Here is a 25,513-nt window from a genome sequence, read left to right as displayed (position 1 = left end):
CGAACGGTCGTGGACATGGCGCACGGCCTCGACGGCGCCTTCGAGAGCGTAGCGACCCGAGGGTGCCCGGGGCGTGAACCTCGTGCGAATGTCTCGAATCGAGTCGGTGTGCGACGAACCGCGTCGAGGGCTCAGAGCTGCCCGGACGCCTTCAGGTCGAGGTAGCGGTCGGCGAGGGCGGGCGGCAGCCCCTGCGGTGACGCCGTGACGGTTTGCCCCCCGAGCCGGTGGATCGCGGCGGCGACGCGCGCGCCGTCGTCGAGGCCGCGCTGCGCGGCCGCCGCGCGGTACACCGAGTCGAGGTCGTGCAGCTCGCGGCTCGCATCGAGCAGCGCCGGGTCGGCCACCGAGGCGACCACGACCGTGTGCCGCGCGGTGAGCTGCGGCAGCATCGAGAGCAGGCCGCGGGCGCTGCCGGGGGAGTCGGCGGCGGTGAGCAGCACGACGAGCGCGCGCCGGCTCGTGACCTGGCGCACCAGCCCGGGCACGAGCGACCAGTCGGCCTCGAGCAGCTCGGCATCGATGCCCGCCATGGTGTCGACCATGCGCGCGAGCAGGTCGGCGCCGCTCGCGCCGTGCACCCGTCCGCGCAACCGCCGGTCGGTCGCGAGGAAGTCGACGCGGTCGCCTGCGTGCGTCGCGAGCGCCGCCAGCAGCAGGGATGCCTCGTAGGCGGTGTCGAGTCGGGGTTCGTCGGCGATCCTCGCGGCGGCCGTGCGAGAGGTGTCGGCCACGATGACGATGCGGCGATCGCGCTCGGGACGCCAGGTGCGCACCATGAGCCGGGCGTTGCCGGGCACCTCGGGGTCGATGTGGCGCGCGGTGGCCCGCCAGTCGATCGAGCGCACGTCGTCGCCGCGCACGTACTCGCGGATCGAGTCGAACTCGGTGCCCTGGCCGCGGATCAGGAGCGGCGTGCGGCCGTCGAGCTCACGCAGGCGCGTGAGTCGCGCCGGGAGGTGCACGCGCGAGTGGAACGGCGGCAGGACCCGCACCCGGCCCGGAGCCGCGAGCGTCGCCTGCCGCGCCCAGAGCCCGAGGGGACCGAAGGAGCGGATCGTGACCTGCTCGGTGCGCCGGTCGCCTCGGCGGACGGGCACGAGGTGCACGGTCATCCGCCGTCGCTCGCCGGCCGGCACCTCGAGGCGAGTTCGGTTGGGGCCGGCGACGCCGGCGGACGGCTCCCATCCGTCGCGCACGACCGCCCGCAGGCGTCGGGGGCCGAGGTTCTGCACCGTGAGCACCGATGCGACCGGCTCGCCGAGTCGGACCCGCTCGGGCAGCTCGCGCCCGAAGGCGACCCGTCGCGGCGACGCCGCGATCGAGAGGTCGACCGCGCCCGCGCCCAGCGCGATGAGCAGCCAGCCGACGAGTGCGAGCCAGGCTTCGAGGGCGCCCGTGAGCCCGGCGGCGACCACGGGGATCGCGCCGAGCGCGACGAGCACGGCGAAACGGCCGGTCAGCGCCATCGGAATCGTCTCCCGCGGATCGGCGTCACTGCGGCTCGTGCGCGGCTCAGAGCGGCACCTGCACCTGCTGCACGATCCCGCGCAGCACCTGGTCGACCGACACGCCCTCGAGCTCCGCCTCGGGTCGCAGCTGGACGCGATGCCGCCAGACCGGCAGCAGCATGGCCTGGAGGTGGTCGGGGGTGAGCGAGTCGTGGCCGGTCAGCCACGCCCACGCCTTCGCTGCGGCGAGCAGGCCGGTCGTGCCGCGCGGGCTCACCCCGAGCCGCATCGAGGGGCTGCGCCGCGTCGCGCGCGCGAGGTCGACGAGGTAGGCGAGCACGTCGTCGGACACGCGCACCGAGGCCGCCGCGGCGCGCGCCCGCGCGAGTTCGGCCGCGCCGAGCACCGGCTCGACGCCCGCCGCAGCGAGGTCGTGCGGGTCGAAGCCGTCGGCGTGTCGGCGCAGCAGCGAGATCTCGGCGTCCCGCTCGGGCACGTCGAGCACGAGCTTCAGCAGGAAGCGGTCGAGCTGCGCCTCGGGGAGCGCGTACGTGCCCTCGTACTCGATCGGGTTCTGCGTCGCGGCGACCATGAACGGGTCGGGCAGCGGTCGGGTGACCCCGTCGGCCGACACCTGCCGCTCCTCCATCGCCTCGAGGAGGGCCGACTGCGTCTTCGGCGGAGTGCGGTTGATCTCGTCGGCGAGCAGGATGTTCGTGAACACGGGACCTTCGCGGAACGCGAACTCGCCCGTGCGCGGGTCGTAGGCGAGCGAGCCGGTCACGTCGCCGGGCATGAGGTCGGGCGTGAACTGCAGTCGGCGCGTGTCGAGCCGGAGGGTGCGGCTGAGCGTGCGCACGAGCAGGGTCTTCGCGACGCCCGGCACGCCCTCGAGCAGCACGTGCCCGCGCGTGAGGAGGGCGATGATCAGGCCCGTCACTGCGCCGTCCTGGCCGACGACGGCCTTGCCGACCTCGGTGCGCACGCGGTTCAGCGCGGCACGCAGTTCCGTGTCCGGCGAGGCGGTCGCCGGCGGCGTCGCGGTCGCGGTCGCGGTGGCGGCGAGGTCCGCGGCTGCCGCCGGTGCGGGCGGCGCGGGGGGCGCCCCGGGCGCCGGCGCGCCGCTCGGTGTCGGGTCGTTCGCGATCGGGTCGGTCATGGTCGCCTTCCTGGTCGGGTCTCCGGTGCGAGTGTCGCACGCACGTCGTCTTCGAGGTCGCCGAGCTCGCCCGCGAGTCGCACGAGCTCCGCGTCGTCGTGGGGGGTGGCATCGATGAGCAGCCGCCGCACATCGACCGGGTCGCGCCCGGTCGCCGTCGCGACGGCGTCGGCGAGCCCGTGGACGTCGAGGCTGCGCGGCAGCCGCAGCGACCCCGAGAGCCGTCCGACGGCACCGATGCGCAACTGGTCGAGCGCATGGGTCCGCGCGGCGTTGCGGGCGTAGAGCCGGGCGCGGCCCTCGCTCGTCTCGCCCGCCGGCACGTGCACGGGAAGGTTCTCGACGACGAGCGGCCCGAATCGCCGTCCCTGCCAGATCCCCGCGACGACCGTCACGACGACGGCGAGGGCGAGCACCGGCGAGACCCAGCCCGGCGTGAGCTCGGCGATCGTCGGCGCCGCGTCGGCCTCGGCATCGGTGGGGCCGGGCAGGTACCAGACGAGCCGGTCGGCGGCGCCGGTCAGCCCGATCGCGAGGGCGGCGTTTCCGCGTTCGGTGATGCGGCCGTTCTCGAACGCCGTCGTCGCCGCGACGAGCGCGATCTCGCCGCCGCGCCCCTCACCGAGCACGACCGCGTAGCCGTGCTCCCCGTCGCGGAAGCATCCCCGCCACCCGTCGCCGGCGGCCTCGTCGTCGACGGTGAGCAACCGCTGGTCGGCCGAGAGGGCGGCGGCGCGCACGGCGACGGGCGCGTCGCACGCGACGTCGTCGACGGCTCCGCTCGCCGCGCCCGCGAGCCGGACTCCGGGTGCGAGCGACTCGAGCGCGGTGAAGTCGGGGGCGACGACGACGAGCCGGTCGGCGTACAGGCCGAGCCTCGAGTAGCGGTCGGCCGTGAGGACCCCCAGCTCGTCGAACACGAGCACGGTCGCTCCCGACTTCGCGGCGGAGAGCGCCCGATCGTACGTCGTGACCGCCGTCGTCTCCACACCGTGGGCGCGGAGCACCTCGACGAGCGCCTTCGCTCCCTCCGGTGCCGGGTTGTCGGCGCCGAGCCTCGCGCCGCCGCCGCGCGCCGTGCCCCCGATCAGGTTGATCGCGAGCACGCCGAGCACGACGAGCGCGGCGAAGACGATCCAGATGCGGCGGCGCCGGAGCGTCGCCCGGATCGTCGGCGTGACGGCCGTTGCCGGGCCGCTCGTCTCGGCTGACGCCTGCTCGGCCATCGGCGCGGACGCCGTTGCCACGCCGGCCGCGGGCGCCGGGGGAGCGCTCATCGAACGGCCTCCGCCAGGGCCGACGACGCACCGGCCGGTCGCGCTTCGGCGACGCGGAGCTCGAGTCGGGTGACCTCGTCGTAGGCGACGACGTCACCCGTGCCGTCCGAGTAGCGCACGTCGTCGAACGCGGCCGCCGCCGCCGCGAGCGCACTCCGCTCGTCGGGGAACGGTCGTGCCGCGGCATCCGCGAAAGCGCCGGCCGTCGTGCCGGGATGCACCTGCACGAGCTCGCGGTCGACGACGCCGCGCACGAGGGCGCGGAAGCGCTCCTCGATCGCGAGCGGCCAGTCGCCGGCCCGGGCTGCGGTCTCGGCGGCGGCGCGGATCGCGCCGAGGTCGCGCACGTCGTGGTCGTCGAAGAGCGGCACGGCGGCGCGCCGGGCGCGCCGCAGGCGCGGCAGCCCGAAGACGAAGAACGCGACGACGACGAGCACGACGACCACGAGCACCACGATGAGCGAGACGATCGGGCCGGGGATACCGCCGGCGCCGCTCAGGAGGTCGGCGATCCAGTCGCCGATGGCCTGCATCGCGAGGTCGAACGCCGTCGGCTTCGCGTTCTGGTACTCGGGCTTCTGCAGTTCGTCCTCGAGCCACCGGCGTGCCTCGGGCGCGTCGGGATCGAGCGGAGTCAGGACGAGCACGATCAGCGGGGCGCCCAGATCTCGCCCGCGGTCGTGTCGGGAACCGGCCCCTCCGGCCCCGGGTGGGCGCCGTGCGACGCGGGCGGGGCGTACGGGTCTCCGACGGGGCGGCCCGCGTCGCGCTCCTCGACATGACGCGCGAGCTCGAGGTCGAGGCCCTCCCGGCGCATGCGCAGGTCGATGTAGATGACGGCGACGAGCGCCGACTGCACGACGGAGGTGATGGCGCCGATGACGATCGTCAGCACGACCGTGACGACGAGCGTGGCGATCGTGATGCCGATCGCGGCTCCGGCGCCGGTCGGGTCGATGACGGCCGCGAGCATCGTTCCGACGAGCGACACCGGCTGGGTGATCACCTGTCCGGCGAACGAGAGGATCACCGCCACGAGCAGCAGCGTGCCGAAGGTGCGCCAGAAGAAGCCGGTCGTGAGCTGCCAGGAGCGGCGCACCGCTACGCCGATGCCGGCGCGTTCGAGCACGATGGCGCTCGGCACCACCGCGAGCTTGGTCGTGAGCCAGGCGGCGACGGCGACGAAGCCGAGCGAGCCGACGAGCCCGATGACGATGGCGGCGACGGCACCCGCCGGACCGCCCGCGACCGCCGTGCCGGCGACCGCGGCGAGTGCGATGACGGCGACGAATCCGATCACGCCGACGAGCAGCGCACCCGTGATGATCGCGGTCCAGCCGAGGAGCGGACCCACCCGTCGGGCGGCGCGACGCCACAGGGCGCCGAACGAGAGGCGTTCGCCGAGGGTGCCGGTCGCGACCTCGACGACCATGACGCCCTGGAGGAACGCGCTCGCGACGAGCGAGATGGCGAGCGGCACGAGCATGAGCAGGAGGAGGGCGCCGATCCCGCCCGCGGCGACCGCGTCGACGTCGTCGGTCGTCGCGCTCTCGACGCGGCCGAAGATCATGATCATGAACGGCACGAAGACCGCGAGCGTCGCGACGGTCGTGACGAGCTGCACGATGAGACCGGAGCCGAAGGTCGCGGCCGGGTTGCGCCTGAGGGTCTGGAACGGCGCCCAGAGGAGGGTGCCGAAGCCGAGAGGCCGCAGCGGCAGGAGCCCGGGCTTCGGCGGGGGCGCCCACACGGGCGCCGGCTGAAGGCCGACGGCGGGCGGGGGGTACTGGCCGGGCGGGGGGTAGTGGCCGGGCGGCGCGTACTGCCCGGGCGGGAGGTACTGCCCGGCTCCGGGGTACGCGGGCGGGGGGTACTGCCCGGGCGGCGGGTACTGCCCGGTGCCCGGGTAGGCGGTCGGCGGAGAGGCCTCCGTGGGAGGGGTGCCGTTCGGGGGGCTCGCCGGAGCGGTGCCGTTCGCGCCGCCGGGCGCCTGCCAGTCGTGATCCGACACGTGTACGCGCTCCTTCCGGCGTGCTGCCCCCATGCTCGCACATTCGGCCGCCCCGCACCCCCGACCGGCTACGCTGGGGAAACCGGATTCCGCCGAGCGATCGGCTGCTGACAGGAACGAACGGGATGACTCCACGCGTACTCGTCGTCGACGACGACACGGCCCTCGCCGAGATGATCGGCATCGTGCTGCGCACCGAGGGCTTCGAGCCCGTCTTCTGCGCCGACGGGTCCGCCGCGCTCGCCGCCTTCCGGGAGCACAAGCCCGACCTCGTGCTCCTCGACCTCATGCTTCCCGGAATGGACGGGATCGAGGTGTGCGGGCGCATCCGCGCCGAGTCCGGCACGCCCATCATCATGCTCACCGCGAAGAGCGACACCGCCGACGTGGTCAAGGGCCTCGAGACCGGGGCCGACGACTACATGGTGAAGCCCTTCAACCCGAAGGAGCTCGTCGCCCGCATCCGCACGCGGCTGCGCCCCACGCCCGAGCCGGCTTCGGCGACGCTGCCGATCGGCGACCTCCTCATCGACGCCGCGGGCCACGAGGTGCGTCGCGGAGACACCCGCATCAACCTCACGCCGCTCGAGTTCGACCTCCTGCTCACGCTCGCCTCGAAGCCGCAGCAGGTGTTCACCCGCGAGATGCTGCTCGAGCAGGTCTGGGGCTACCACTACAAGGCCGACACCCGGCTCGTGAACGTGCACGTGCAGCGGCTGCGCGCCAAGGTCGAGCACGACCCCGACAACCCGCGCATCGTGATGACCGTGCGCGGGGTCGGCTACCGCGCCGGCGCCACCACCTGAGGCCGGCGACGGGCGGATGACGCAGGCCCCGGCCCCGGCGGTGGCGTTCGCCGGATCATGGCGCGAGCAGCCGAGGCGGCTCGCGGCGCTCTGGCGGCGGTCGCTGCAGTTCCGCACGGTCGCAATCACCCTCGCCCTCTCGTCGCTCGCGATCTTCGTGATCGGGCTCTACATCTCGTTCAGCGTCGCGTCGAACCTGTTCCAGAACCAGCTCGACGGGGCGCTCAGCGCCTCGAACAGCGCGACGACCGCCGCCCAGCAGATCCTCAACGCCTCCGACGCGAGCGATCGCGCGTCACTGCAGGCGCTCATGACCTCGACCGTGCGCACCGTGTCGTCCGTCTCGGGGTCGAACTCGATCGCGTACTTCCGGATCGACGACGAGCAGAGCCTGGTGGCCCCGCCCGATCGCGGCGACCGCGCACTCACGAGCGTGATCACCGAAGAGCTGCAGCAGCGCGTCTCCGACAACCCCGAGGGGCAGTTCTGGCAGTCGGTCGCGTTCGAGAACGAGTCGGGCGGCAACGACCCCGGCGTCGTCGTCGGGTCGACCATCACCGTGCCGCAGGCCGGCCGCTACGGCCTCTACATCGGCTACGACTTCGCCGACGCCCAGGAGACGCTCGCGTTCATGCAGACGGTCGGCGTCATCGGCGCGATCGCGCTGCTCGCCCTGCTGAGCGCGATCACCCTCCTCGTCGTGCGCTGGGTGATCGAGCCGATCCGCACGGCGGCGGCGACGAGTCGCCGGCTCGCCGCGGGCGACCTCGGCGTGCGCATGCCGTCGAAGGGCGAAGACGAGCTCGCCACGCTCGCGGCCTCGTTCAACGGCATGGCCGACAGCCTGCAGGCGCGCATCCGCGAGCTCGCCGAGCTCTCGGTCATGCAGCAGCGCTTCGTCTCCGACGTCTCGCACGAGCTGCGCACGCCGCTCACCACGATCCGCCTCGCGGGCGACGTGCTGTACGGGCAGCGCGACGACTTCGCCGGGCCGACCTCGCGCACGGTCGAGTTGCTGCACACCCAGACCGACCGCTTCGAGACCCTGCTCGCCGACCTGCTCGAGATCAGTCGCTACGACGCCGGATCGGTCGAGCTCACGACCGAGCCGACCAACCTCGTGCATCTCGCAGGCGACGCGATCGAGTCGATGCACGAGCTCGCCCGCGAGCACGGCTCGGAGCTCCGCCTCGTGGCGCCCGGCGGCCACCTCGACGCCGAGGTCGATCCGCGTCGCATCCGCCGCATCGTGCGCAACCTGCTCGGCAACGCGATCGAGCACGGCGAGGGCCGTCCGATCGTCGTCGCGGTCGACAGCGACGAGTCGGCCGTCGCGCTCTCGGTGCGCGACTACGGGCTCGGCATGAGCGACGAGGACCGCGCGCGCGTGTTCGACCGGTTCTGGCGTGCCGACCCGAGCCGCACTCGCACGATCGGCGGCACGGGCCTCGGCCTCGCGATCTCGCTCGAGGACGCGGTCGCCCACGGCGGCATGCTCGACGTCTGGTCGAAGCCCGGCGTCGGCAGCGTCTTCCGGCTCACGCTCCCGCGCACGCACGGCGCGGAGGCCGTCACGTCACCGCTGCCGCTCGAGCCCGACGACGTCGACGCGGAGGGGCCGCCCCCCACGGGCGTCGTCACCGCGATCGACCTGGATGCCTCGGAAGGAGGCCCGACCGATGCGTAGACGTCCGCTCGCGGCATCCCTCGCGCTCGTCGTCGCGACCCTGCTCACAGGGTGCGTCGCGCTGCCCAGCTCGGGCCCCGTCGGCATCGGCAACCCCGAGCCGGTCGAGGAGTCGCTCGAGCTCGACACGTTCGTGCGCCCGCCGCAGCCGGGGGCCTCGCCCGAGCTGATCGTGCGGGGATTCATCGAGGCCGCGGCGAGCCCGCGCAACAACTACCAGGCCGCACGGCAGTACCTCACCGACGAGTTCAAGGCCGAGTGGCACCCCGAGGCGGGGGCGACGATCGACGTCGCCGCCGATCGTTCGTTCGACGCTCCCGACGTTCCCGAGGACGCGACCGAGGCCGACGTCTCGGTCGATTCGACGCCGTCGGCCGCGCTCACCGCGACCGGCCAGTACGAGCAGCCCGAGTCGACCTCCCCGGCGACGCTGCCGTACCGGCTCGTGACCGTCGACGGCGAATGGCGGATCGCCGAGGCGCCGCAGGGTCTCCTCGTCGACGAGCTCACCTTCGGAGAGGTCTACCGATCGTACGAGCTGTTCTTCTACTCCTCGGACTACACCTACCTCGTACCCGACCTGCGCTGGTTCGCGCGCAGTGACGCCGTGCAGACGAACGTCGTACGGGCCCTGCTCGGCGGCCCGGCCGAGTGGCTGGCGCCCGGCGTCGCCACCTCCTTCCCCGAGGGCACCGCGCTCGAGCAGAGCTCGGTGCCGATCACGAACGGCACCGCGAGCGTCGACCTCGCGGGCGCGCAGTTCGACGACACGCGGACGGTGCAGCGCATGCAGGAGCAGCTCGACGAGACCCTCGTCGGGCAGGTCCGCGACGTCGACTCGGTCGCGCTCTCGATCGACGGCGCCGCCCAGGACCCGCCGCCGCTCGCCGACCCGCCGCTCCAGAATCCGGCGGTCGATCCGAGGCCCGTCGTCTCCGACGGCGAGACGTTCGGTCACCTGGCCTCCTCCAACGACGAGATCGAGCCGATCGACGGCGTCTCGACGCAGGTCGGGGACCTCGCGCCGACGGGCGCCGCCGTCGGCGCCGACGGCACCGCGGTCGCGGTCCGCAACGATGCCGGCGTCTCGATCGTGCGGACCGGCGAAGGCCCGATCGAACTCGATCCGCGAGACGGGCTCGTGGTGCCCGCGATCGACCCCCAGGGCGTCGTGTGGTCGGTGCCGACGGCCGCGCCCGGTGAGCTCTACGCCTACCCGCCGTCGGGCGACCCCATTCCGATCGCCGTGCCGTGGTCGGGCTCGACGATCGCGGCGCTCGAGGTGTCTCGCGACGGCACGCGCGTCATCGCGCTGCTCGGCGAGGGCACCCGGGCCCGCTTCGTCGCCGCCTCGATCGTGCGCGACGCCGACGGCGTGCCCGAGCGGCTCGGGCCCGTCGCGCTCACGCTCGCGAGCGTGACCGGGGCGCCGAAGGACGTGGCCTGGCTCGACGCCAACCGAGTGGCGGCGCTCGTCGAGCTGCCCGGCGGCGACTCCCGGGTGCTCACGCAGGAGATCGGCGGCGTGCTCGACGACACGGCCGGACCCGCGGACGGGAAGATGCTCGACGCCGGCAACGGCGAGCGCAGCCTCCGGGTGCTCACCGAAGCCGGAGAGCTCAAGGTGCCCAGCGGTGTGGCCTGGCAGAACCGGGCGACCGGCATCCGGTTCGTGTCGGTGCAGATGCCCGACTGACCGACTCGTCCTCCCCAGCCCCGGTCCGCGCGGCCCGATCGGCCGATCGGGCGGGCGCCGATGGCGGCGGCCGACGGCCGGGACAGTCTGGACGCATGGCCGATCGACGTGGCGCGCTCGCAGCGCTCGCCCGCGCCGCAGTGCTCGACGCGCTCGCCGTGCTCGTGCCGGTCGCGTGCGCGGGCTGCGGCCGACCGGATCGAGCGGTGTGCGACGACTGCCGCGCCGCGCTCGCCGGGGCTCCGCGTACGGTGCACCGCGACGGACCCGACGGGCGGTTCGCGGTGCTCGCGGCACTCGAGTACGCGGGCGTCGCGGCCGCGGCCATCGGCGCCCTCAAGGACGGCGGCCGCACCGACGCGGCTCCCGTCCTCGCGGCGGCGCTCGCGCGCTCCATCGCCGCGGCCCTCGCGGCGTGCGCGACCGGTCGATCCGCCGGCGCCGTCCCGATCGCGCCCGTCGAGCTCGCCGTCGTGCCGTCGACGGCACGGGCGATGCGCGAGCGGGGCTACGCGCCGGTCGAGCTGCTGCTCGCCCACTGCGGACTGCGCTCCGCGCGTGTACTGCGACTCGCGCGGGAGCGCGCCGACCAGGCCGCCCTCGGCGCCGACGCCCGGCGGGCGAACGCCGCGGGCGGACTCGCGGCCGTCCGACCACTCGCCGGGCGGCGCTTCCTGCTCGTCGACGACGTCGTGACGACGGGATCGACCCTCGCCGAGGCCGCACGTGCGCTGCGCGCGGCAGGCGCCTCCACGGCGGGCGCGGCGGTCCTCGCCGAGACGCCGCTGCGCCGCGCTTCGGCTCTCGGCGAACTCGACGGAAACACTCCGTGACATTGCCGGTCGAGCGGGCTACGGTGGCAGGACAGGCGTGGTCGATCCACCCTTCAGAACCGGGTGACACGCCGGTGAACGGAGGTCGTCATGGAACTGAACATCGTCGGACGAAACCTGGGGATCACGGACCGTTTCCGCGCCTATGCGACGGAGAAGTCCGAGAAGGTCACGCACCTGACCGACCGGGCCATCTCCCTCGACGTGAAGCTCAGCCGCCACAACGAGAAGAACGGCAACCCCGGACTCGATCGGGTCGAGCTCACCCTCTTCGGCAAGGGCCCCGTCGTGCGGGCCGAGGCCGACGGCACCGACAAGTACGCGGCGTTCGACGTCGCACTGGGCCGACTGCTCGAACGCATCCGCCGCGCGAAGGATCGCCGCAAGGTGCATCGAGGCGGCAACCACCGGCATACCTCGCTCCGCGAGGCGGCCGAAGACGGCTTCTCCGGGGTCGGCGTGCAGGCCGCGGGCGTCGACGTGCTCGAGCAGGTGCGCACGGGCAGCATCCCGGTCGTCGAGACGACCGACGAGATGGGCGACGACGAGGTCTACACGCCGGTCGTGATCCGGCGCAAGGTGTTCGCGTCGACGCCCATGACGGTCGACGAGGCGCTCTACTTCATGGAGCTCGTGGGCCACGACTTCTACCTCTTCATGGACTCGGAGACGAACCGGCCGAGCGTGGTGTACCGCCGCAAGGGCTGGGACTACGGCGTCATCGGCCTCGACGAGAACGGCGAGGGTGCGATCGACACCCCCGTGACCAACGGACGGGAGCCCGTGGCATCCTGATCCGATCCGTCCCGACCGGCGACCCCGCCGCCGCATCCGATGATGCGACGGCGGGGTCGCTCAGGTTGCAGCCCACTAGCATGGCTATGATGGCCGCTGCAGAGGCGGTCGTGGGCGCCGAGGCCACCCGAGGCCACGCCCGGTGACGCAGCCCCATGCAGGCAGCGCCCATGAAGTACGGGAGAGAGAACATTCGTGGCTTCGATTCTTGAAAAGGTCCTCCGTGTCGGCGAGGGCCGAACCCTCAAGCGGCTCGAGAACTACGCGTCGGCGGTCAACGCCCTCGAAGACGGCTTCAAGGCCCTCAGCGACGACGAGCTGAAGCACGAGACGGTCGAGCTGCGCGAGCGCTACGCGAACGGCGAGTCGCTCGACGACCTGCTGCCCGAGGCGTTCGCCGCCGTGCGCGAGGCGAGCCGCCGCACGCTCGGCCTCCGTCACTTCGACGTGCAGCTCATGGGCGGCGCAGCCCTTCACCTCGGCAACATCGCCGAGATGAAGACCGGTGAGGGCAAGACCCTCGTCGCGACGACGGCCGCGTACCTCAACGCGCTCACGAGCCGCGGCGTGCACATCGTCACGGTCAACGACTTCCTCGCCTCGTACCAGTCCGAGCTCATGGGCCGCGTCTTCCGCGCCCTCGGCATGACGACCGGATGCATCGTGGCCGGCCAGACCCCGCAGGTGCGCCGCGAGCAGTACGCGGCCGACGTCACCTACGGCACGAACAACGAGTTCGGCTTCGACTACCTGCGCGACAACATGGCGTGGCAGGCGTCCGACATGGTGCAGCGCGGCCATCACTTCGCGATCGTCGACGAGGTCGACTCGATCCTCATCGACGAGGCGCGCACGCCGCTCATCATCTCGGGCCCCGCCTCGGGCGAGGCGAACCGCTGGTTCGCCGAGTTCGCGCGCCTGGCGAACCGCCTGGTCGCCGGCGAGGACTACGAGGTCGACGAGAAGAAGCGCACGGTCGGCGTGCTCGAGCCCGGCATCGAGAAGGTCGAAGACTATCTGGGCATCGACAACCTCTACGAGTCGGCGAACACCCCGCTCATCTCGTTCCTCAACAACTCGATCAAGGCCAACGCCCTGTTCAAGCGTGACAAGGACTACGTCGTGATGAACGGCGAGGTGCTCATCGTCGACGAGCACACCGGCCGCATCCTCGTGGGCCGCCGCTACAACGAGGGCATCCACCAGGCGATCGAGGCGAAGGAGGGCGTGCAGGTCAAGGCCGAGAATCAGACCCTCGCGACCGTCACGCTGCAGAACTACTTCCGCCTCTACGACAAGCTGTCGGGCATGACCGGTACCGCCGAGACCGAGGCGGCCGAGTTCATGTCGACCTACAAGCTCGGCGTCGTTCCGATCCCGACGAACAAGCCGATGCAGCGCATCGACCAGCCCGACCTCGTGTACAAGAACGAGGAGGCGAAGTTCGCCCAGGTCGTCGAAGACATCGTCGAGCGCCACAAGAAGGGCCAGCCCGTCCTCGTCGGCACGACGAGCGTCGAGAAGAGCGAATACCTGTCGCGCCTGCTCGCGAAGAAGGGCGTGCGCCACGAGGTGCTGAACGCGAAGAACCACGCTCGCGAGGCGGCGATCGTCGCCCAGGCCGGCCGCTACGGCGCCGTGACCGTCGCGACGAACATGGCCGGCCGCGGTACCGACATCATGCTCGGCGGCAACGCCGAGTTCATCGCGGTGCAGCAGCTCCACGAGCGCGGGCTCTCGCCGGCCGAGACGCCCGACGAGTACGAGGCCGCATGGGACGAGGTGTTCGAGGCCGTCAAGTCCGAGGTCTCGGTCGAGGGCGAGAAGGTGCTCGCCGCCGGCGGCCTCTACGTGCTCGGCACCGAGCGCCACGAGTCGCGCCGCATCGACAACCAGCTGCGCGGTCGCTCCGGCCGTCAGGGCGACCCGGGTGAGAGCCGCTTCTACCTGTCGCTCACCGACGACCTCATGCGCCTGTTCAACGCGGGTGCCGCCGAGAGCCTCATGTCGCGCGGCGTGCCCGACGACGTCGCGATCGAGTCGAAGGTCGTCACCCGGGCGATCCGGTCGGCGCAGTCGCAGGTCGAGGCCCGCAATGCCGAGATCCGCAAGAACGTGCTCAAGTACGACGACGTGCTGAACCGCCAGCGCGAGGCGATCTACTCCGACCGCCGTCACATCCTCGAGGGCGACGACCTGCACGAGCGCACCCAGAAGTTCCTCGACGACGTGATCGACGAGGTGCTCGACCAGCACACCGCCGAGGGCAACCCCGACGAGTGGGACTTCGACGCGCTCTGGGCCGAGCTCAAGACCCTGTACCCGATCGGCATCACGATCGACGAGGTGGTGGCCGAGGCCGGCGAGAAGGGCCGCGTGAACCGCGAGTTCGTGCGCCGCGAGATCGTCTCCGACGCCAAGCTCGCCTACCAGCGCCGCGAGCAGCAGCTCGGCAGCCCCGCGATGCGCGAGCTCGAGCGCCGCGTCGTGCTGTCGGTGATCGACCGCCGCTGGCGCGACCACCTCTACGAGATGGACTACCTGAAGGACGGCATCGGCCTGCGCGCCATGGCGCAGCGCGACCCGCTGGTCGAGTACCAGCGCGAGGGCTACGCGATGTTCCAGCAGATGATGGGGTCCATTCGCGAAGAGACGGTCGGCTTCCTGTTCAACCTCGAGGTCGAGGTCGCTCCGCAGGCCGGCGCCGGCGAGGCGACGACGATCGAGGCGAAGGGTCTCACGCGGTCGTCGACGCCCGACGACAAGCTCAGCTACACGGCCCCGAGCGACTCGGGCGGCGTCGAGGTGCGCAACCAGCGCGGCCAGGTCCAGCAGGCGGCGACCCAGCGCGCCCGTCGTGCGGTGGCCGAGAGCCAGGCGCCGCAGCAGGCCGTCGAGGGCGGCGAGCGCGGTGCGTTCGGCCAGCGTGCGGACGGCGAAGCGCCGCAGAACCGCGCCGAGCGCCGCGCGCAGGAGCGCAAGGGCCGCTGAGCACGGCATGACCGATCCGGTCGCGGTCGTCTCGACGGGGAGGCTGCGCGGCACCCGCTCGGGCGGGGTCGCGCGCTTCCTCGGCGTGCCCTACGCCGCCGCCCCGTTCGGCGCGCGTCGGTTCGCCGCTCCGGCTCCGCACGAGGGCTGGGCGGGTGAGCGGGATGCCTCGGCGCCGGGTCCGACGGCACCTCAGGCGCCCTACGGCGGCGGCCTCGAGCAGGTGCTGCCGACGGTCGAGGTGCCCGGCGACGAGATCCTCAACCTCAACGTCTGGGCCCCCGACGACGACCCCGGCTCCGGGTACCGCCCGCTGCTGCCCGTGATGGTGTGGGTGCACGGCGGCGCGCTCTCGCGCGGGGCGAACGCCCTCGACAGCTACGACGGCACGCCGTTCGCCCGAGACGGAGTGGTCTTCGTCGCGGTGAACTACCGACTCGGGTCGGAGGGATTCTCGGTGCTCGATGGTGCACCGCAGAACCTCGGCCTCCTCGACGTCATCGCCGCGCTCCGCTGGGTGCGGCGCGAGATCGCCGCGTTCGGCGGCGACCCCGCCCGCGTGACCGTCGCCGGGCAGTCGGCGGGCGCGTCGCTCATCGCCGCGGCACTCGCCCACCCCGAGGCATCCGGCCTCGTCGATCGCGCAGTCCTGCAGAGCGGGCCGCTCGCCGCCCGGCCGCGCGAGAAAGCCGCGCGCATCACACGCCTGATCGCGAAGGACCTCGGCATCGCGCCGACTCGCGATGCGTTCTCGGCCGTCGCACCCGACGACCTCATCGCGGCCCAGCAGCGCGTGACCGCGGGCACCACGCCGGTGACGGGCGGGCCGGGCTTCGCGCTCGCGATCGGCGAGGGGCTGCCCGACCCCGAACGCGCGCTCGACGACGGTGCGGCCGACGCCGTACCGATGCTCATCGGCTGCACGGCGGAAGAGGCGCGATTGTGGCTCGAGCCCACCGGGCTCGTCGATCGGATCGGTCGCAGCCATCTCCTGGCCGCGCGGATGGCGTTCCGGATCCGTTCTCGCACGATGCGCCGCTATCGTGACAACCGGCCCGGCATCGGTCGGGGCGAGCTCTTCGGCGTGCTCGCCACCGACCTGCTGCTGCGCCTGCCGATCAACCGGCTGGCCGACGCACGACTCGGCCGGGGCGCCGCGACGTGGGTGTACGAGTTCGCCTGGCGGAGCCCGAGGCTGGGCCTCGGCGCGGCGCACTGCATGGAGCTGCCCGCGGTGTTCGATCGGCTCGACGCCCGCGATGCGCTCGCCCTGACCGGGGGAGAGGCCCCGACGTCGCTCGCGGCGGAGATGCACGGAGCATGGGTCGAGTTCTGCCGCGCCGGCGACCCCGGCTGGGAGCCGTGGAGTCGCGAACGGCCGGTGCGTACGTTCGACGCGGACACCCGCACCGTGTTCGCGCCGCGCGAGGACGAACGCGCGTCGTGGGACTGACGGCGGGCTAGAGCACGCCGATGGCGCTCGCGCGCCAGCGCTGGTCGAGCCCCTCGAGGCGGATCGCCACCGCACGCGATCGTGCGCGCTGGTGCACCATCACGACCGCCTCGACGACTCCGTCGGCGGGCTCGCAGAGGTGCACGCGGCCGACCGAGAAGGCGGGGCGCTGCGCCGACTGGCCCTTCACGCGGCGCGCCCGGGCGGCCAGCACGACCCGCTTCGACAGGTTGCGGTAGACGTCGTCGGTGACCCACCGCGCCAGCTGCTCGAGGTCGCGCGCCCCGGCGAGCGACTCGATCACGCAATGCGTGAGATTGCGCAACAGCTGCTCGGGATCGGGGAGTTCGTCGCGCCGCGCGGGCTGTCGCGCGAAATACTCGTCTTCGTCGTCGAGGTGGCGGGCGGCAGCGCCCTGCACTGCCGTCGTTCGGGCGGCGGCATCGCGTACGGTCATCTTCGCTCCAGTAGGGCTGGCGGTCGCGAGCCTCGCAGCATCGCGACGGGAATCACCCCCGCACGGGGGGTATCGGAGATTCCTGAAGCGAATGTAAGCACGCCTGCCGAAGGTGTCAAGGGAATTCTCCGGTTGTGGACAACTCCGGCCGTCCCGGATCGGTTGGGGTACCGTCGCCGGTATGCGCTGGGATCAGCTGTTCGCCGACCTCGAAGGGCAGCTCGATCGCGAGCAGCTCGACGAGCAGCGCGCCCTCGAGCTCGAAGAGGAGCGGCTGCGCCTGGGCCGGCTCACCCTGCGCGACCGCCTCGCGGCACTCGCCCGGTCGGGGGATTCGGCGACCGAGTCGGTCGTGCGCATCGAGCTGCAGGGCGGGGGACTCATCGGCGTGCGCCCGCTCGCCTTCGGCCGCGACTGGCTGAGCGCCGAGACCCGGCACCACGGACGCCGGCCCGAGCAGGTCGTGGTGCCGTTCGCGGCGATCGCGGCGATCCTGCCGGGCCGCGAGCAGCTCGAGCCGAGCCTCGCCGCCGTTCCCGAGGCCTCCGTGCGCCTGGCCGAACGGATCGGGCTGCCGTTCGTGCTGCGCGACCTCTCGCGCCGCCGGACGCCCGTGCAGCTGACGACGGTCGACGGCATCGCCCACGGCACGATCGACCGCGTGGCCCGCGATCACCTCGACCTCGCCCTGCACGACGCGGGCACGCCCCGTCGTGAGCACGAGGTGCACGGCTATCGGATCGTGCCGCTGGCGCGCCTGCTGCTCGTTCGCTTCGGCTGAGGTCGAGGGCGGGGCGAGCGCACTCGCGCGGTCGCACGACCCGACGCCGCCGAACCGCCGGCCCCGGGGTGCGCGGCCCGGCGGGGCGCGGAGGGACGAGCGCGGAGGCGATCGTCGGTCGGAAGCGTCAGTCGACCGGTCGGATGGGGCCCGTGCGCACCCCCGAGAGCTCGGTGATGTTCGCGTACTCGCCCTCGTTCCACGCGACGTCGACGCGCGTCTCTTCGTACTGCAGTTCGATCCACACCTCGAGCTGCGAGCGCTCGATGCGCCACGGGCCCGAGCTGCCCACGCGGATCGCGGGGAGCTCGCCGCTGCGGATGAGCGCGTCGACCGCCGCCACGTCGACGGCGAGGATCTCGGCCGCGTCGGCGATGGTGAGGAAGCGGCCGATCTCGCCGCCCGAACCTGGAGGGGTCATGTCTCGATTATCGACCCGTCGCGACGGCGCCGGGCAGCACCGGGGCCGCTGTGGATAACTTCGGGACGTCCGTCGCGGATCGGGCGACGATGGAGTCCGGCGTGCACGCGCCCACGAGAGGAGACGAGACCCATGACCGGTCGAAACCGACGCGAACGCGGCGCCGTCCGACTCGATCCGAGGCTGCTCATCGGCATCGTGCTCGTCGCCGGGTCGACGATCGGCGTGTGGGCGCTCGTCGACGGGCTCGACGACTCCGTCGACGTGTACGTGGCGCGCGAGACCCTCACGCCGGGCACCCCGCTCGAGCTCGATCGACTCGACGTCGCGTCGGTACGGCTGGGTGCGGCCGAGGCGGGCTACCTCCGCGTCGACGCGACCGCCGACGGTCTCGTCGTCACCGGCACCGTTCACGAGGGCGAGCTCGTGCCGGCGTCCGCCGTCGGCGAGTCCGACGACACCGGCCTCTCGGTCGTCGTGGTGCCGAGCCGGGGCGCGCTCGCAAGCGGGCTCGCGGCCGGCTCGCGGGTCGACCTCTGGGCTGCGCGAGCGACCGAGCGGGGCGGCTTCGAAGCGCCCAAGGTGCTCGTCGCCGATGCCGAGATCGCCGCCGTCGTCGAGGACGAGGGCATGGTGTCGTCGAGCGGGGCCTCGGTCGAGGTGCTCGTGCCGAGCGACCGCGTCGCCGCCGTCCTCGAAGCGCTCGCGACCGGCGACGCGATCGACCTCGTCTCGGCCGGGGCGGGCGACTGAGATGGCGCGGATCGCGCTCGCACTCGACGCTGCGACCGAAGACCGTCTCCTCGCCGACCTCGTCGAGCACGGCCACACGGTCGTCGCCCGGCTCGTCGGCTGGCGCGACCTCGTCGACAGTCTCGACGTGCTCGCGCCCGAGGTCGTCGTGGTCGGCGCCGGGCGCGGCACGCTGAGCGCCGAGCTCCTGAGCGCGTGCGACCAGCGCGGCATCCGCCTCGTCGCCGTCGCGGGCGACGACGCCGAACGCGCCACCGCGGCCGCCCTGGGCGTGCACGAGATCGCCGGCCGCGGCGCCGGCTGGGCCGAGATCGAGGCGCTCGTCGCGGGCGTCGCGGTGCTGCCGTCGCGGCTCGACACTGAACCGCCGATCCGGCCGGAGGCGGCCGTGATCGCCGTGTGGGGGCCGGCCGGTGCGCCGGGCCGCACGACCCTCGCCGTCAACGTCGCGGCCGAGCTCGCCGCGGCCGGGCACCGCGTCGCGCTCATCGATGCCGACCCGTACGGCGGCGCGGTCGCCCCGGCGCTCGGCCTGCTCGACGAGACGCCGGGCTTCGCCGCGGCGTGCAGGCTCGCGGGCGCCGGTTCGCTCGATCGCGCCGAGCTCGAGCGGATCGCCCAGCGCTACAGCTCGCCGCGAGCGTCGTTCGACGTCTTCTCGGGCCTCGTCGGGCCGAACCGGTGGCCCGAGCTCGCGCACGACCGGGTCACGTCGGCGCTGGAGTCGATGCGCGCCCGGTTCGAGTACCTCGTGATCGACACGGGGTTCAACCTCGAGCGCGACGAGGAACTCACGAGCGACCAGTTCGCCCCGAGGCGCAACGCGGCGACGTTCGCCGCGCTCGAGTCGGCCGATCGCGTCGTCGCGGTGGGGCTCGCCGACCCGGTCGGCCTCTCGCGGCTGCTGCGCGGGCACGCCGACCTCGCGACGCTCGTCGACCCCGAGCGCATCGACGTGATCGTGAATCGGGTCCGCCAGAGCGCGCTCGGCATCGACGCCCACGCGCAGGTGCGCCAGACGCTGCAGCGCTTCGCGGGCATCGAGGCCGCCGCCCTGCTGCCGCACGACGGCCGCGCCGCCGACGCCGCCATCCTCGGCGCGCGCACCCTCCGGGATGCCGCAGGCCGTGCACCGCTCCGCGCAGCGCTCCGCGACTACGTCCTGCGCGCGATCCTTCCCGAATCCGTGCCCCGCCGCCGAGGGTTCGCGCTGCCGGTGCTCCGCCGCGCGGAGGCCTGAGGCGGCGACGGCGCAGAACCGCCCCGCGCCATGCTCGGGCGGCCCGCCCGGCCGGTCGACAGCTCGGTCGGGCACGCGTTCGACCGCACGGCGACCGATTCGTCGTACCCGCGGGCTGCGTGGCGGCGCGGCGTCGGCGCACTACGCTGGGTCTGTGTCGACCCTCAGTGATCTCGTCCTCGCCCAGGGCCGCAGCAGTCAGGCCGACGTCGACTGGCTGCACATGCTCGTCGGCGACCTGCAGCTGCTCGCCGATCTCGCCTTCGCCGACATCGTGCTCTGGGTGCCCTCGGGCGACGACGGCTTCGTCGCCGTCGCGCACTCGCGCCCGTCGAGCGCGGCGACCCTGTTCTACCGCGACTTCGTCGGCCAGGAGATCAAGCCGCAGTGGCGCGACCTGGTGACCGCGGCGTTCTCGACGGCGACGATCGCCGACTCGTCGGCTCCCGACTGGTACGAGGAGATGCCGACCCGGGTGCGGGCCGTGCCCGTCATGCGGCGCCTCACCGAGAGCGGCACCGCCCTCGCGCCCGAGCCCGTCGCCGTGATCACGAGGCACACCAACCTCGGTGCCACCCGCACGCCGAGCCGGCAGGAGCTGACCTTCAACGAGTGCGCCGAAGAGCTCTTCCAGATGATCGCGTCGGGCGACTTCCCCGACCTCGGCGCGCCCACGGGCCCGCGTCGGGGGGCTCCCCGCGCCTCCGACGGGCTCATCCGGCTCGACGTCGACGGCGTGACGACCTTCGCGAGCCCGAACGCGCTCTCGGCCTTCAACCGCATGGGCTTCGACGACGAGCTCGAGGGCGAGTCGCTCGCCGAGGTGACCACGGGCCTCCTCGGCGGCAAACTCGTCGTCGACGAGTCGCTGCCGCTCGTCGTGACGGGCCGTGCGCCGTGGCGCACCGACGTCGAGTCGCGCGGCGTGACGGTGTCGCTGCGGGCGATCCCGATCCGCCGCCGCGGGGAACGCATCGGCGCGATCGTGCTGACCCGCGACGTGACCGAGCTGCGCCACCAGGAGCAGGAGCTCATCACGAAGGACGCGACGATCCGGGAGATCCACCACCGCGTCAAGAACAACCTGCAGACCGTCGCCTCGCTGCTGCGCATCCAGGCGCGCCGCACGCACTCCGACGAGGCGCGCGACGCGCTCACGCAGGCGATGCGCCGCGTCGGCGCCATCGCGGTCGTGCACGACACGCTGTCGACGGGGCTCAGCCAGAACGTCGACTTCGACGAGGTGTTCGACCGAGCGCTGCTGCTCGTCGCCGAGGTCGCCTCGGCGCACAACACGACGGCGCACCCCAAGCGCCAGGGCTCGTTCGGCGTGCTGCCGAGTGAATATGCGACGCCGCTCGCGCTCGCGCTCACCGAGCTCGTCACGAACGCGGTCGAGCACGGACTCGCCGGGCAGGAGGGCGACGTCGAGATCATCGCGAACCGCTCCGAGACGATGCTCACCGTGCAGGTGCGCGACACCGGCGCCGGACTGCCCGAGGGCAAGGTCGGCGAGGGTCTCGGCACGCAGATCGTGCGCACGCTCATCCAGGGCGAACTCGGCGGCACGATCGACTGGCACACGGTCGTGGGTCGCGGCACCGAGGTGACGATCGACGTGCCGCTGCGCTGGATCACGCAGGCGTAGCGGCGGTTGCGCCGCGCGCGTGCCCGAGCGGCACCGCGCGGCGGCGGCGCGGGGTCAGCCCGCGCGGCGGGCGCGAGCGGCGCGGCGCTTGAGGGCGCGGCGCTCGTCTTCGCTCAGGCCGCCCCAGACGCCCGAGTCCTGGCCGGTCTCGAGGGCATACTGCAGGCAGATCTCGGTGACGGTGCAACGGGCGCAGACCGCCTTGGCCTTCTCGATCTGATCGACGGCGGGACCGGTGTTGCCGACCGGGAAGAAGAGTTCCGGGTCTGCGGTGAGGCAGGCGGCCTTGTCGCGCCAATCCATGGAGATGCTCCTTGCGGGTGTTCGTTCGCAGACGCGCGTGATTGCGCGTGCCCATTCGGGCTGCTGCAGGGGGAAAGCCGAATCTCGGGAAGTAGGATCATGACTGATCGGCTCACCACCCTGTGAGCATCAATTCGACCTTGTAAATGGTCGCATAGCCCCGAGTCCGAATCAATAGCCATGTATGGGATAACCCTGTGAATCGACGCGACGACCGACCCGAAGCCCCCGACGAGCGGCGGTCCGAGGCCTCCGGGGTCGCGCAGGCGGGCGGCGCGCGCGGCGCCCTCATCGTCGTCAGCGCGGTGCTCTTCGCTGAGGCGGTGCTCGTCACGATCCTGCTCGGCTGGCTCGTGATCGACCTGTTCTCGCTCGAGCCGTCGTCGATGGCGACGGCGATCGCACTCACGGTGCTCGTCGCGGTCGGTGCGATCTGGGTGTGGGCCGTCGCGCTCGCCTCGCTGCGGCGTGCACCGTGGTCGCGCGCGGCCGCGATCGTCTGGCAGATCCTGCAGCTCTCGGTCGCCGTGGGAGCGTTCCAGGGGCTCTTCGCGCGCCCCGACGTCGGCTGGCTGCTGCTCGTGCCCGCGGTCACGGTCATCGGGCTGCTGCTGTGGACGCCCGTCCGCATCGCCTACTCGCGGCCCGAGGACCGCCCGCTCGAAGAGGCCCCGCCGGGCGCCTGAGCGCGCGAGAGCCCGGCCGCGTGCGCGACCGGGCTCAGGCGGATGGTTCGGTGCTCAGGCGTCGAGGCCGAGCTCGCGGCGCACGCGTGCGACGTGGCCCGTCGCCTTCACGTTGTACATCGCACGCTCGATGCGGCCCGCCTCGTCGATGATGAAGGTCGAGCGGATCGAGCCGACCACGATCTTGCCGTAGAGCGACTTCTCGCCCCAGACGCCGTACCGCTGCTGCACGGCGAGGTCGGGGTCGGCGAGCAGCGTGAAGTTCAGGCGGTCGCGCTCGGCGAAGCGGGCGAGCTTCGGGGCCTCGTCCTTCGAGACGCCCAGCACGCGGATGCCGGCGCTCTTGAACGAGTTGAGGCTGTCGCGGAAGTCGCACGCCTCGGTGGTGCAGCCCGGGGTCATTGCCTCGGGGTAGAAGTAGAGGACGACCTTCGATCCGCGCAGCGACGAGAGCGTGACAGGGGAGCCGTTCTGGTCGTCGAGCGTGAAGTCGGGGGCGAGGTCGCCGGGGCTGAGTCGTGCATCGGTCATGCATTCCATCGTAGGCAGGCTTCGTCGGCGGGATGCCGCGGTGCGGGCGCCGCTCGTCCCGGATTCGGCGACGGCCGGGCGTGTCAGGCGAAGGTCTCGAGCAGGCGTTGCAGCGAGTCTAGGCGGGCACGGCCTGTGTCGCCGAGCTCGCCGGCGTCGACGGCCTCGACGATCGCGCAGTCGGGTGCGTCGGGCAGGTGGGTACAGCCGCGCGGGCAGTCCTCCGCGATGCGGGCGAGGTCGGTGAACGCCCCGAGGATGTTCGCGGGGTCCACGTGACCGAGCCCGAACGACCGCACACCGGGCGTGTCGATGACCCACCCGTGCCGGCCGTCGTGCTCGATCCGCAGCGAGACGGTCGACGACGAGGTGTGGCGGCCGCGGCCGGTCACGACGTTGACGTGCCCGGTCGCGCGGTCGGCGCCGGGCACGAGTGCGTTGACGAGCGTCGACTTGCCGACGCCCGAGTGGCCGACGAACACCGTGCGGTGCCCGACGAGGGCGTCGGAGATCTCGTCGAGCGGCATCGCATCGGTGCGCGAGCGGAACACCGGCAGGTCGAGTCCTGCGAAGTTCGCGAGGAACTCGGCCGGGTCGGCGAGGTCGGTCTTCGTCATGCAGAGCAGCGGCCGGATGCCGGCGTCGAACGCCGCGACGAGGTAGCGGTCGATGAGCCGGATGCGCGGCTCGGGGTTCGCCGCGGCGACCACGATGAGCATCTGGTCGGCGTTCGCGACGATCACCCGCTCGACCTCGTCGGTGTCGTCGGCGCTGCGTCGCAGCAGGGTGGTGCGCTCCTGCACCCGGACGATGCGTGCGAGCGTGCCCTCGTCGCCCGACACGTCGCCGACGAGGTCGACCCGGTCGCCCGTGACGACCGACTTGCGACGGAGCTCCGACGCCCTGGCGGAGGTGAGCGCGCGTTCGCCGGGGCCGCCGTCGTCGACGAGCACGGTGTAGCGGCCGCGGTCGACGCCGAGCACGGTGCCGGTCACGGCGTCGGCGTGCTCGGGCCGTACCTTCGTGCGGGGGCGCGAGCCGCGACGGTTGGGGCGCACGCGGACGTCGGACTCGTCGAACTCGGGCTCGTCGTCGTCCTCGTCGTCGGTGCTCCACCAGGTCATGCCAGCAGCCGCCCCCAGAGCTCGGTGAACTGGGGCAGGGTCTTCGAGGTCGAGCCGATGTCGTCGACGACGACGTCGGCGACCGCGAGGCCGACGATGGCGCCCGTCGTGGCCATGCGGTGGTCGGCGTAGGCGTGCCACACGCCGCCGTGCAGCTCGGCCGGTTCGATGCGCAGGCCGTCGTCGAGCTCGGTCACCCGCCCGCCGAGCGCGTTGAGCTCGTTCGCGAGCGCCGCGAGTCGGTCGGTCTCGTGGTGGCGGATGTGCCCGATGCCGGTGAAGGTCGACGGTCCGTCGGCGAAGGCGGCCAGGGCGACGAGGTTGGGCACGAGCTCGCCGGCCTCCGAGAGGTCGAGGTCGGCGCCGCGGATGCCGCGACCGCCGCCGGCCGTGGCGGGTGCGTGCACCGTGAGACGATCGCCGTCGCGCTCGACGCGCGCGCCGAAGCGGGGGAGCAGCTCGGCGAGCTGGGCGCCGACCTGGGTCGTCTCGGCGGGCCAGCCCGTGATCGTGACCGAGCCGCCGGCGACGAGCGCCGCGACGAGGAACGGGGCGGCGTTCGAGAGGTCGGGTTCGATGTCGACGTCGATCGCGCGGATCGGGCCGGGGGCGACGGTCCAGCGGCCGGTCTCGGGGCTCTCGACGACGACGCCGCGGGCCGCGAGGGTCGCGATCGTCATCTCGATGTGCGGAATGCTCGGCAGGCGTTCGCCGACATGCCGGAGGTCGAGCCCGTCGTCGAAGCGGGCGGCCGAGAGCAGCAGTCCCGACACGAACTGGCTCGATGCCGACGCGTCGATCTCGAGCGCGCCCCCGGCGACCCGGCCCGTGCCGTGCACCGTGAACGGCAGCGTGCCGCGCCGGTCGTCGTCGAGGTCGACGCCGAGGCCCGTGAGGCCAGCGATCACGCCGGACATCGGGCGCTTGCGGGCGTACTCGTCGCCGTCGAACGTCGTGGGGCCGAGCGCGAGCGCGGCGACCGCGGGCAGGAACCGCATGACCGTGCCGGCGAGGCCGCAGTCGATCGTGGTCGAGCCGACGAGCTCGTCGGCGGGCGTCACACGCAGGTCGTCGCCGAAGCCGCCGTGGCCCGGCACCCGCTCGAAGCCCGTGCCGAGCGCCCGCAGGCCCTCGATCATGAGCTCGCTGTCGCGCGACCAGAGTGGTGCGCGGAGGGTCGAGGGGCCGTCGGCGAGGGCGGCGAGCACGAGCTCGCGATTCGTGAGCGATTTCGACCCGGGCAGCGAGAGCGAGGCCGCCAGCGGGGCGGTCGCGCGCGGCGCGCGCCACGAGGCATCCGTCTCGGTCTGTTTCATGTCGCCGTACGGGTCGAACTCGGGTTCGGAATACCTCGAAATCTGCATCGGTTATCAACAGTAGCGTCGCCCGACCGAGCGAGTGCGACGCGGA

23 protein-coding genes are annotated in these 25,513 nt (G+C 72.9%); 12 read left to right on the top strand and 11 right to left on the bottom strand.

Annotated elements, in window-relative coordinates; all coding sequences use genetic code 11:
- Positions 1-131 precede the first annotated feature (131 nt).
- The 5 genes from AC3RJ6_RS16160 to AC3RJ6_RS16140 are packed head-to-tail and all read right to left on the bottom strand — an operon-like array spanning position 132 to position 5,898.
- Positions 132-1,469, bottom strand: a complete 1,338-nt coding sequence (locus tag AC3RJ6_RS16160; protein WP_491428127.1) for a DUF58 domain-containing protein — start codon at positions 1,467-1,469, stop codon at positions 132-134.
- Between the two features lie 46 nt (positions 1,470-1,515).
- Positions 1,516-2,610, bottom strand: a complete 1,095-nt coding sequence (locus AC3RJ6_RS16155) for an AAA family ATPase (protein ID WP_491428126.1) — start codon at positions 2,608-2,610, stop codon at positions 1,516-1,518.
- Positions 2,607-3,887 carry a DUF4350 domain-containing protein gene (locus AC3RJ6_RS16150; RefSeq protein WP_491428125.1) on the bottom strand — a complete coding sequence of 427 codons (1,281 nt, stop codon included), beginning with the start codon at positions 3,885-3,887 and terminating at the stop codon, positions 2,607-2,609. Before AC3RJ6_RS16150 ends, AC3RJ6_RS16155 begins: the two co-directional genes overlap by 4 nt.
- Entirely contained in the window at positions 3,884-4,534 is a 651-nt protein-coding gene (locus tag AC3RJ6_RS16145) for a DUF4129 domain-containing protein (RefSeq protein ID WP_491428124.1), read from the bottom strand. The genes AC3RJ6_RS16150 and AC3RJ6_RS16145 overlap by 4 nt, the downstream gene beginning before the upstream one ends.
- Positions 4,535-4,536: 2 nt before the next feature.
- Positions 4,537-5,898 carry a DUF7847 domain-containing protein gene (locus AC3RJ6_RS16140; protein WP_491428122.1) on the bottom strand — a complete coding sequence of 454 codons (1,362 nt, stop codon included), beginning with the start codon at positions 5,896-5,898 and terminating at the stop codon, positions 4,537-4,539.
- A 125-nt stretch (positions 5,899-6,023) separates the two neighbouring features.
- On the opposite strand from AC3RJ6_RS16140, the gene mtrA reads away from it, so the two are divergent.
- The 7 genes from mtrA to AC3RJ6_RS16105 all read left to right on the top strand — a co-directional run bounded on the left by mtrA (position 6,024) and on the right by AC3RJ6_RS16105 (position 16,159).
- Positions 6,024-6,704: an MtrAB system response regulator MtrA gene (gene mtrA / locus AC3RJ6_RS16135; RefSeq protein WP_491428121.1), complete on the top strand. Its 681-nt coding sequence runs from the start codon at positions 6,024-6,026 to the stop codon at positions 6,702-6,704.
- Between the two features lie 16 nt (positions 6,705-6,720).
- Positions 6,721-8,391 carry an MtrAB system histidine kinase MtrB gene (gene mtrB, locus AC3RJ6_RS16130; RefSeq protein WP_491428120.1) on the top strand — a complete coding sequence of 557 codons (1,671 nt, stop codon included), beginning with the start codon at positions 6,721-6,723 and terminating at the stop codon, positions 8,389-8,391.
- Positions 8,384-10,087, top strand: coding sequence for an LpqB family beta-propeller domain-containing protein (locus AC3RJ6_RS16125; RefSeq protein ID WP_491428119.1), 1,704 nt, complete (start codon positions 8,384-8,386; stop codon positions 10,085-10,087). Before mtrB ends, AC3RJ6_RS16125 begins: the two co-directional genes overlap by 8 nt.
- A 95-nt stretch (positions 10,088-10,182) precedes the next feature.
- A complete protein-coding gene (locus tag AC3RJ6_RS16120; RefSeq protein ID WP_491428118.1) occupies positions 10,183-10,920 on the top strand; it encodes a ComF family protein in 738 nt (245 codons plus the stop codon).
- Positions 10,921-11,010: 90 nt separating this feature from the next.
- Entirely contained in the window at positions 11,011-11,715 is a 705-nt protein-coding gene (hpf, locus tag AC3RJ6_RS16115; protein WP_491428117.1) for a ribosome hibernation-promoting factor, HPF/YfiA family, read from the top strand.
- A gap of 195 nt (positions 11,716-11,910) precedes the next feature.
- Positions 11,911-14,706: a preprotein translocase subunit SecA gene (gene secA / locus AC3RJ6_RS16110; RefSeq protein ID WP_491428116.1), complete on the top strand. Its 2,796-nt coding sequence runs from the start codon at positions 11,911-11,913 to the stop codon at positions 14,704-14,706.
- Positions 14,707-14,713: 7 nt separating this feature from the next.
- Positions 14,714-16,159: a carboxylesterase/lipase family protein gene (locus tag AC3RJ6_RS16105; RefSeq protein WP_491428115.1), complete on the top strand. Its 1,446-nt coding sequence runs from the start codon at positions 14,714-14,716 to the stop codon at positions 16,157-16,159.
- Positions 16,160-16,166: 7 nt separating this feature from the next.
- On the opposite strand, the gene AC3RJ6_RS16100 is transcribed toward AC3RJ6_RS16105, so the two are convergent.
- The gene (locus AC3RJ6_RS16100; protein WP_491428114.1) at positions 16,167-16,616 is read right to left on the bottom strand and encodes an Rv3235 family protein; all 450 of its coding nucleotides are present in this window, start codon (positions 16,614-16,616) and stop codon (positions 16,167-16,169) included.
- 181 nt (positions 16,617-16,797) lie between these two features.
- On the opposite strand from AC3RJ6_RS16100, the gene AC3RJ6_RS16095 reads away from it, so the two are divergent.
- Complete coding sequence (locus AC3RJ6_RS16095; RefSeq protein WP_491428113.1) at positions 16,798-17,397, top strand: hypothetical protein; 600 nt, start codon at positions 16,798-16,800, stop codon at positions 17,395-17,397.
- Positions 17,398-17,524: 127 nt separating this feature from the next.
- On the opposite strand, the gene AC3RJ6_RS16090 is transcribed toward AC3RJ6_RS16095, so the two are convergent.
- Positions 17,525-17,818 (bottom strand): helix-turn-helix domain-containing protein, encoded by a 294-nt coding sequence (locus AC3RJ6_RS16090; RefSeq protein WP_491428112.1) that lies wholly within the window; start codon positions 17,816-17,818, stop codon positions 17,525-17,527.
- Between the two features lie 132 nt (positions 17,819-17,950).
- On the opposite strand from AC3RJ6_RS16090, the gene AC3RJ6_RS16085 reads away from it, so the two are divergent.
- The 3 genes from AC3RJ6_RS16085 (at position 17,951) to AC3RJ6_RS16075 (ending at position 21,459) form a co-directional block, all read left to right on the top strand.
- Positions 17,951-18,571 (top strand): SAF domain-containing protein, encoded by a 621-nt coding sequence (locus AC3RJ6_RS16085; protein WP_491428111.1) that lies wholly within the window; start codon positions 17,951-17,953, stop codon positions 18,569-18,571.
- A gap of 1 nt (position 18,572) precedes the next feature.
- Entirely contained in the window at positions 18,573-19,811 is a 1,239-nt protein-coding gene (locus AC3RJ6_RS16080) for a CpaE/TadZ family protein (protein WP_491428110.1), read from the top strand.
- 154 nt (positions 19,812-19,965) lie between these two features.
- Positions 19,966-21,459, top strand: a complete 1,494-nt coding sequence (locus tag AC3RJ6_RS16075; RefSeq protein ID WP_491428109.1) for a sensor histidine kinase — start codon at positions 19,966-19,968, stop codon at positions 21,457-21,459.
- 54 nt (positions 21,460-21,513) lie between these two features.
- Here AC3RJ6_RS16075 and AC3RJ6_RS16070 read toward each other — a convergent pair whose 3' ends face one another.
- Positions 21,514-21,762 carry a WhiB family transcriptional regulator gene (locus tag AC3RJ6_RS16070; RefSeq protein ID WP_055859573.1) on the bottom strand — a complete coding sequence of 83 codons (249 nt, stop codon included), beginning with the start codon at positions 21,760-21,762 and terminating at the stop codon, positions 21,514-21,516.
- A gap of 197 nt (positions 21,763-21,959) precedes the next feature.
- On the opposite strand from AC3RJ6_RS16070, the gene AC3RJ6_RS16065 reads away from it, so the two are divergent.
- Positions 21,960-22,448 carry a hypothetical protein gene (locus AC3RJ6_RS16065; RefSeq protein ID WP_491428108.1) on the top strand — a complete coding sequence of 163 codons (489 nt, stop codon included), beginning with the start codon at positions 21,960-21,962 and terminating at the stop codon, positions 22,446-22,448.
- A gap of 54 nt (positions 22,449-22,502) precedes the next feature.
- On the opposite strand, the gene bcp is transcribed toward AC3RJ6_RS16065, so the two are convergent.
- From bcp to aroA, 3 genes are all read right to left on the bottom strand, one after another.
- Complete coding sequence (gene bcp, locus AC3RJ6_RS16060) at positions 22,503-22,979, bottom strand: thioredoxin-dependent thiol peroxidase (protein ID WP_491428106.1); 477 nt, start codon at positions 22,977-22,979, stop codon at positions 22,503-22,505.
- 83 nt (positions 22,980-23,062) lie between these two features.
- Complete coding sequence (gene rsgA, locus AC3RJ6_RS16055; RefSeq protein ID WP_491428105.1) at positions 23,063-24,103, bottom strand: ribosome small subunit-dependent GTPase A; 1,041 nt, start codon at positions 24,101-24,103, stop codon at positions 23,063-23,065.
- Complete coding sequence (gene aroA, locus AC3RJ6_RS16050) at positions 24,100-25,467, bottom strand: 3-phosphoshikimate 1-carboxyvinyltransferase (RefSeq protein WP_491428103.1); 1,368 nt, start codon at positions 25,465-25,467, stop codon at positions 24,100-24,102. The genes rsgA and aroA overlap by 4 nt, the downstream gene beginning before the upstream one ends.
- Between the last annotated feature and the right edge of the window lie 46 nt (positions 25,468-25,513).

This window comes from Agromyces cucurbitae (assembly GCF_058349945.1).
This window is presented reverse-complemented; position numbering and strand designations above follow the sequence as displayed.

Excerpts from the sequence above, each read along its gene's own strand:
- AC3RJ6_RS16160 (WP_491428127.1), bottom strand. The coding sequence starts at position 1,469 with ATGGCGCTGACCGGCCGTTTCGCCGTGCTCGTCGCGCTCGGCGCGATC.
- AC3RJ6_RS16155 (WP_491428126.1), bottom strand. The coding sequence starts at position 2,610 with ATGACCGACCCGATCGCGAACGACCCGACACCGAGCGGCGCGCCGGCG.
- AC3RJ6_RS16150 (WP_491428125.1), bottom strand. The coding sequence starts at position 3,887 with ATGAGCGCTCCCCCGGCGCCCGCGGCCGGCGTGGCAACGGCGTCCGCG.
- mtrA (WP_491428121.1), top strand. The coding sequence starts at position 6,024 with ATGACTCCACGCGTACTCGTCGTCGACGACGACACGGCCCTCGCCGAG.
- mtrB (WP_491428120.1), top strand. The coding sequence starts at position 6,721 with ATGACGCAGGCCCCGGCCCCGGCGGTGGCGTTCGCCGGATCATGGCGC.
- AC3RJ6_RS16125 (WP_491428119.1), top strand. The coding sequence starts at position 8,384 with ATGCGTAGACGTCCGCTCGCGGCATCCCTCGCGCTCGTCGTCGCGACC.
- AC3RJ6_RS16120 (WP_491428118.1), top strand. The coding sequence starts at position 10,183 with ATGGCCGATCGACGTGGCGCGCTCGCAGCGCTCGCCCGCGCCGCAGTG.
- hpf (WP_491428117.1), top strand. The coding sequence starts at position 11,011 with ATGGAACTGAACATCGTCGGACGAAACCTGGGGATCACGGACCGTTTC.
- AC3RJ6_RS16105 (WP_491428115.1), top strand. The coding sequence starts at position 14,714 with ATGACCGATCCGGTCGCGGTCGTCTCGACGGGGAGGCTGCGCGGCACC.
- AC3RJ6_RS16100 (WP_491428114.1), bottom strand. The coding sequence starts at position 16,616 with ATGACCGTACGCGATGCCGCCGCCCGAACGACGGCAGTGCAGGGCGCT.
- AC3RJ6_RS16095 (WP_491428113.1), top strand. The coding sequence starts at position 16,798 with ATGCGCTGGGATCAGCTGTTCGCCGACCTCGAAGGGCAGCTCGATCGC.
- AC3RJ6_RS16090 (WP_491428112.1), bottom strand. The coding sequence starts at position 17,818 with ATGACCCCTCCAGGTTCGGGCGGCGAGATCGGCCGCTTCCTCACCATC.
- AC3RJ6_RS16085 (WP_491428111.1), top strand. The coding sequence starts at position 17,951 with ATGACCGGTCGAAACCGACGCGAACGCGGCGCCGTCCGACTCGATCCG.
- AC3RJ6_RS16080 (WP_491428110.1), top strand. The coding sequence starts at position 18,573 with ATGGCGCGGATCGCGCTCGCACTCGACGCTGCGACCGAAGACCGTCTC.
- AC3RJ6_RS16070 (WP_055859573.1), bottom strand. The coding sequence starts at position 21,762 with ATGGATTGGCGCGACAAGGCCGCCTGCCTCACCGCAGACCCGGAACTC.
- bcp (WP_491428106.1), bottom strand. The coding sequence starts at position 22,979 with ATGACCGATGCACGACTCAGCCCCGGCGACCTCGCCCCCGACTTCACG.
- rsgA (WP_491428105.1), bottom strand. The coding sequence starts at position 24,103 with ATGACCTGGTGGAGCACCGACGACGAGGACGACGACGAGCCCGAGTTC.
- aroA (WP_491428103.1), bottom strand. The coding sequence starts at position 25,467 with ATGCAGATTTCGAGGTATTCCGAACCCGAGTTCGACCCGTACGGCGAC.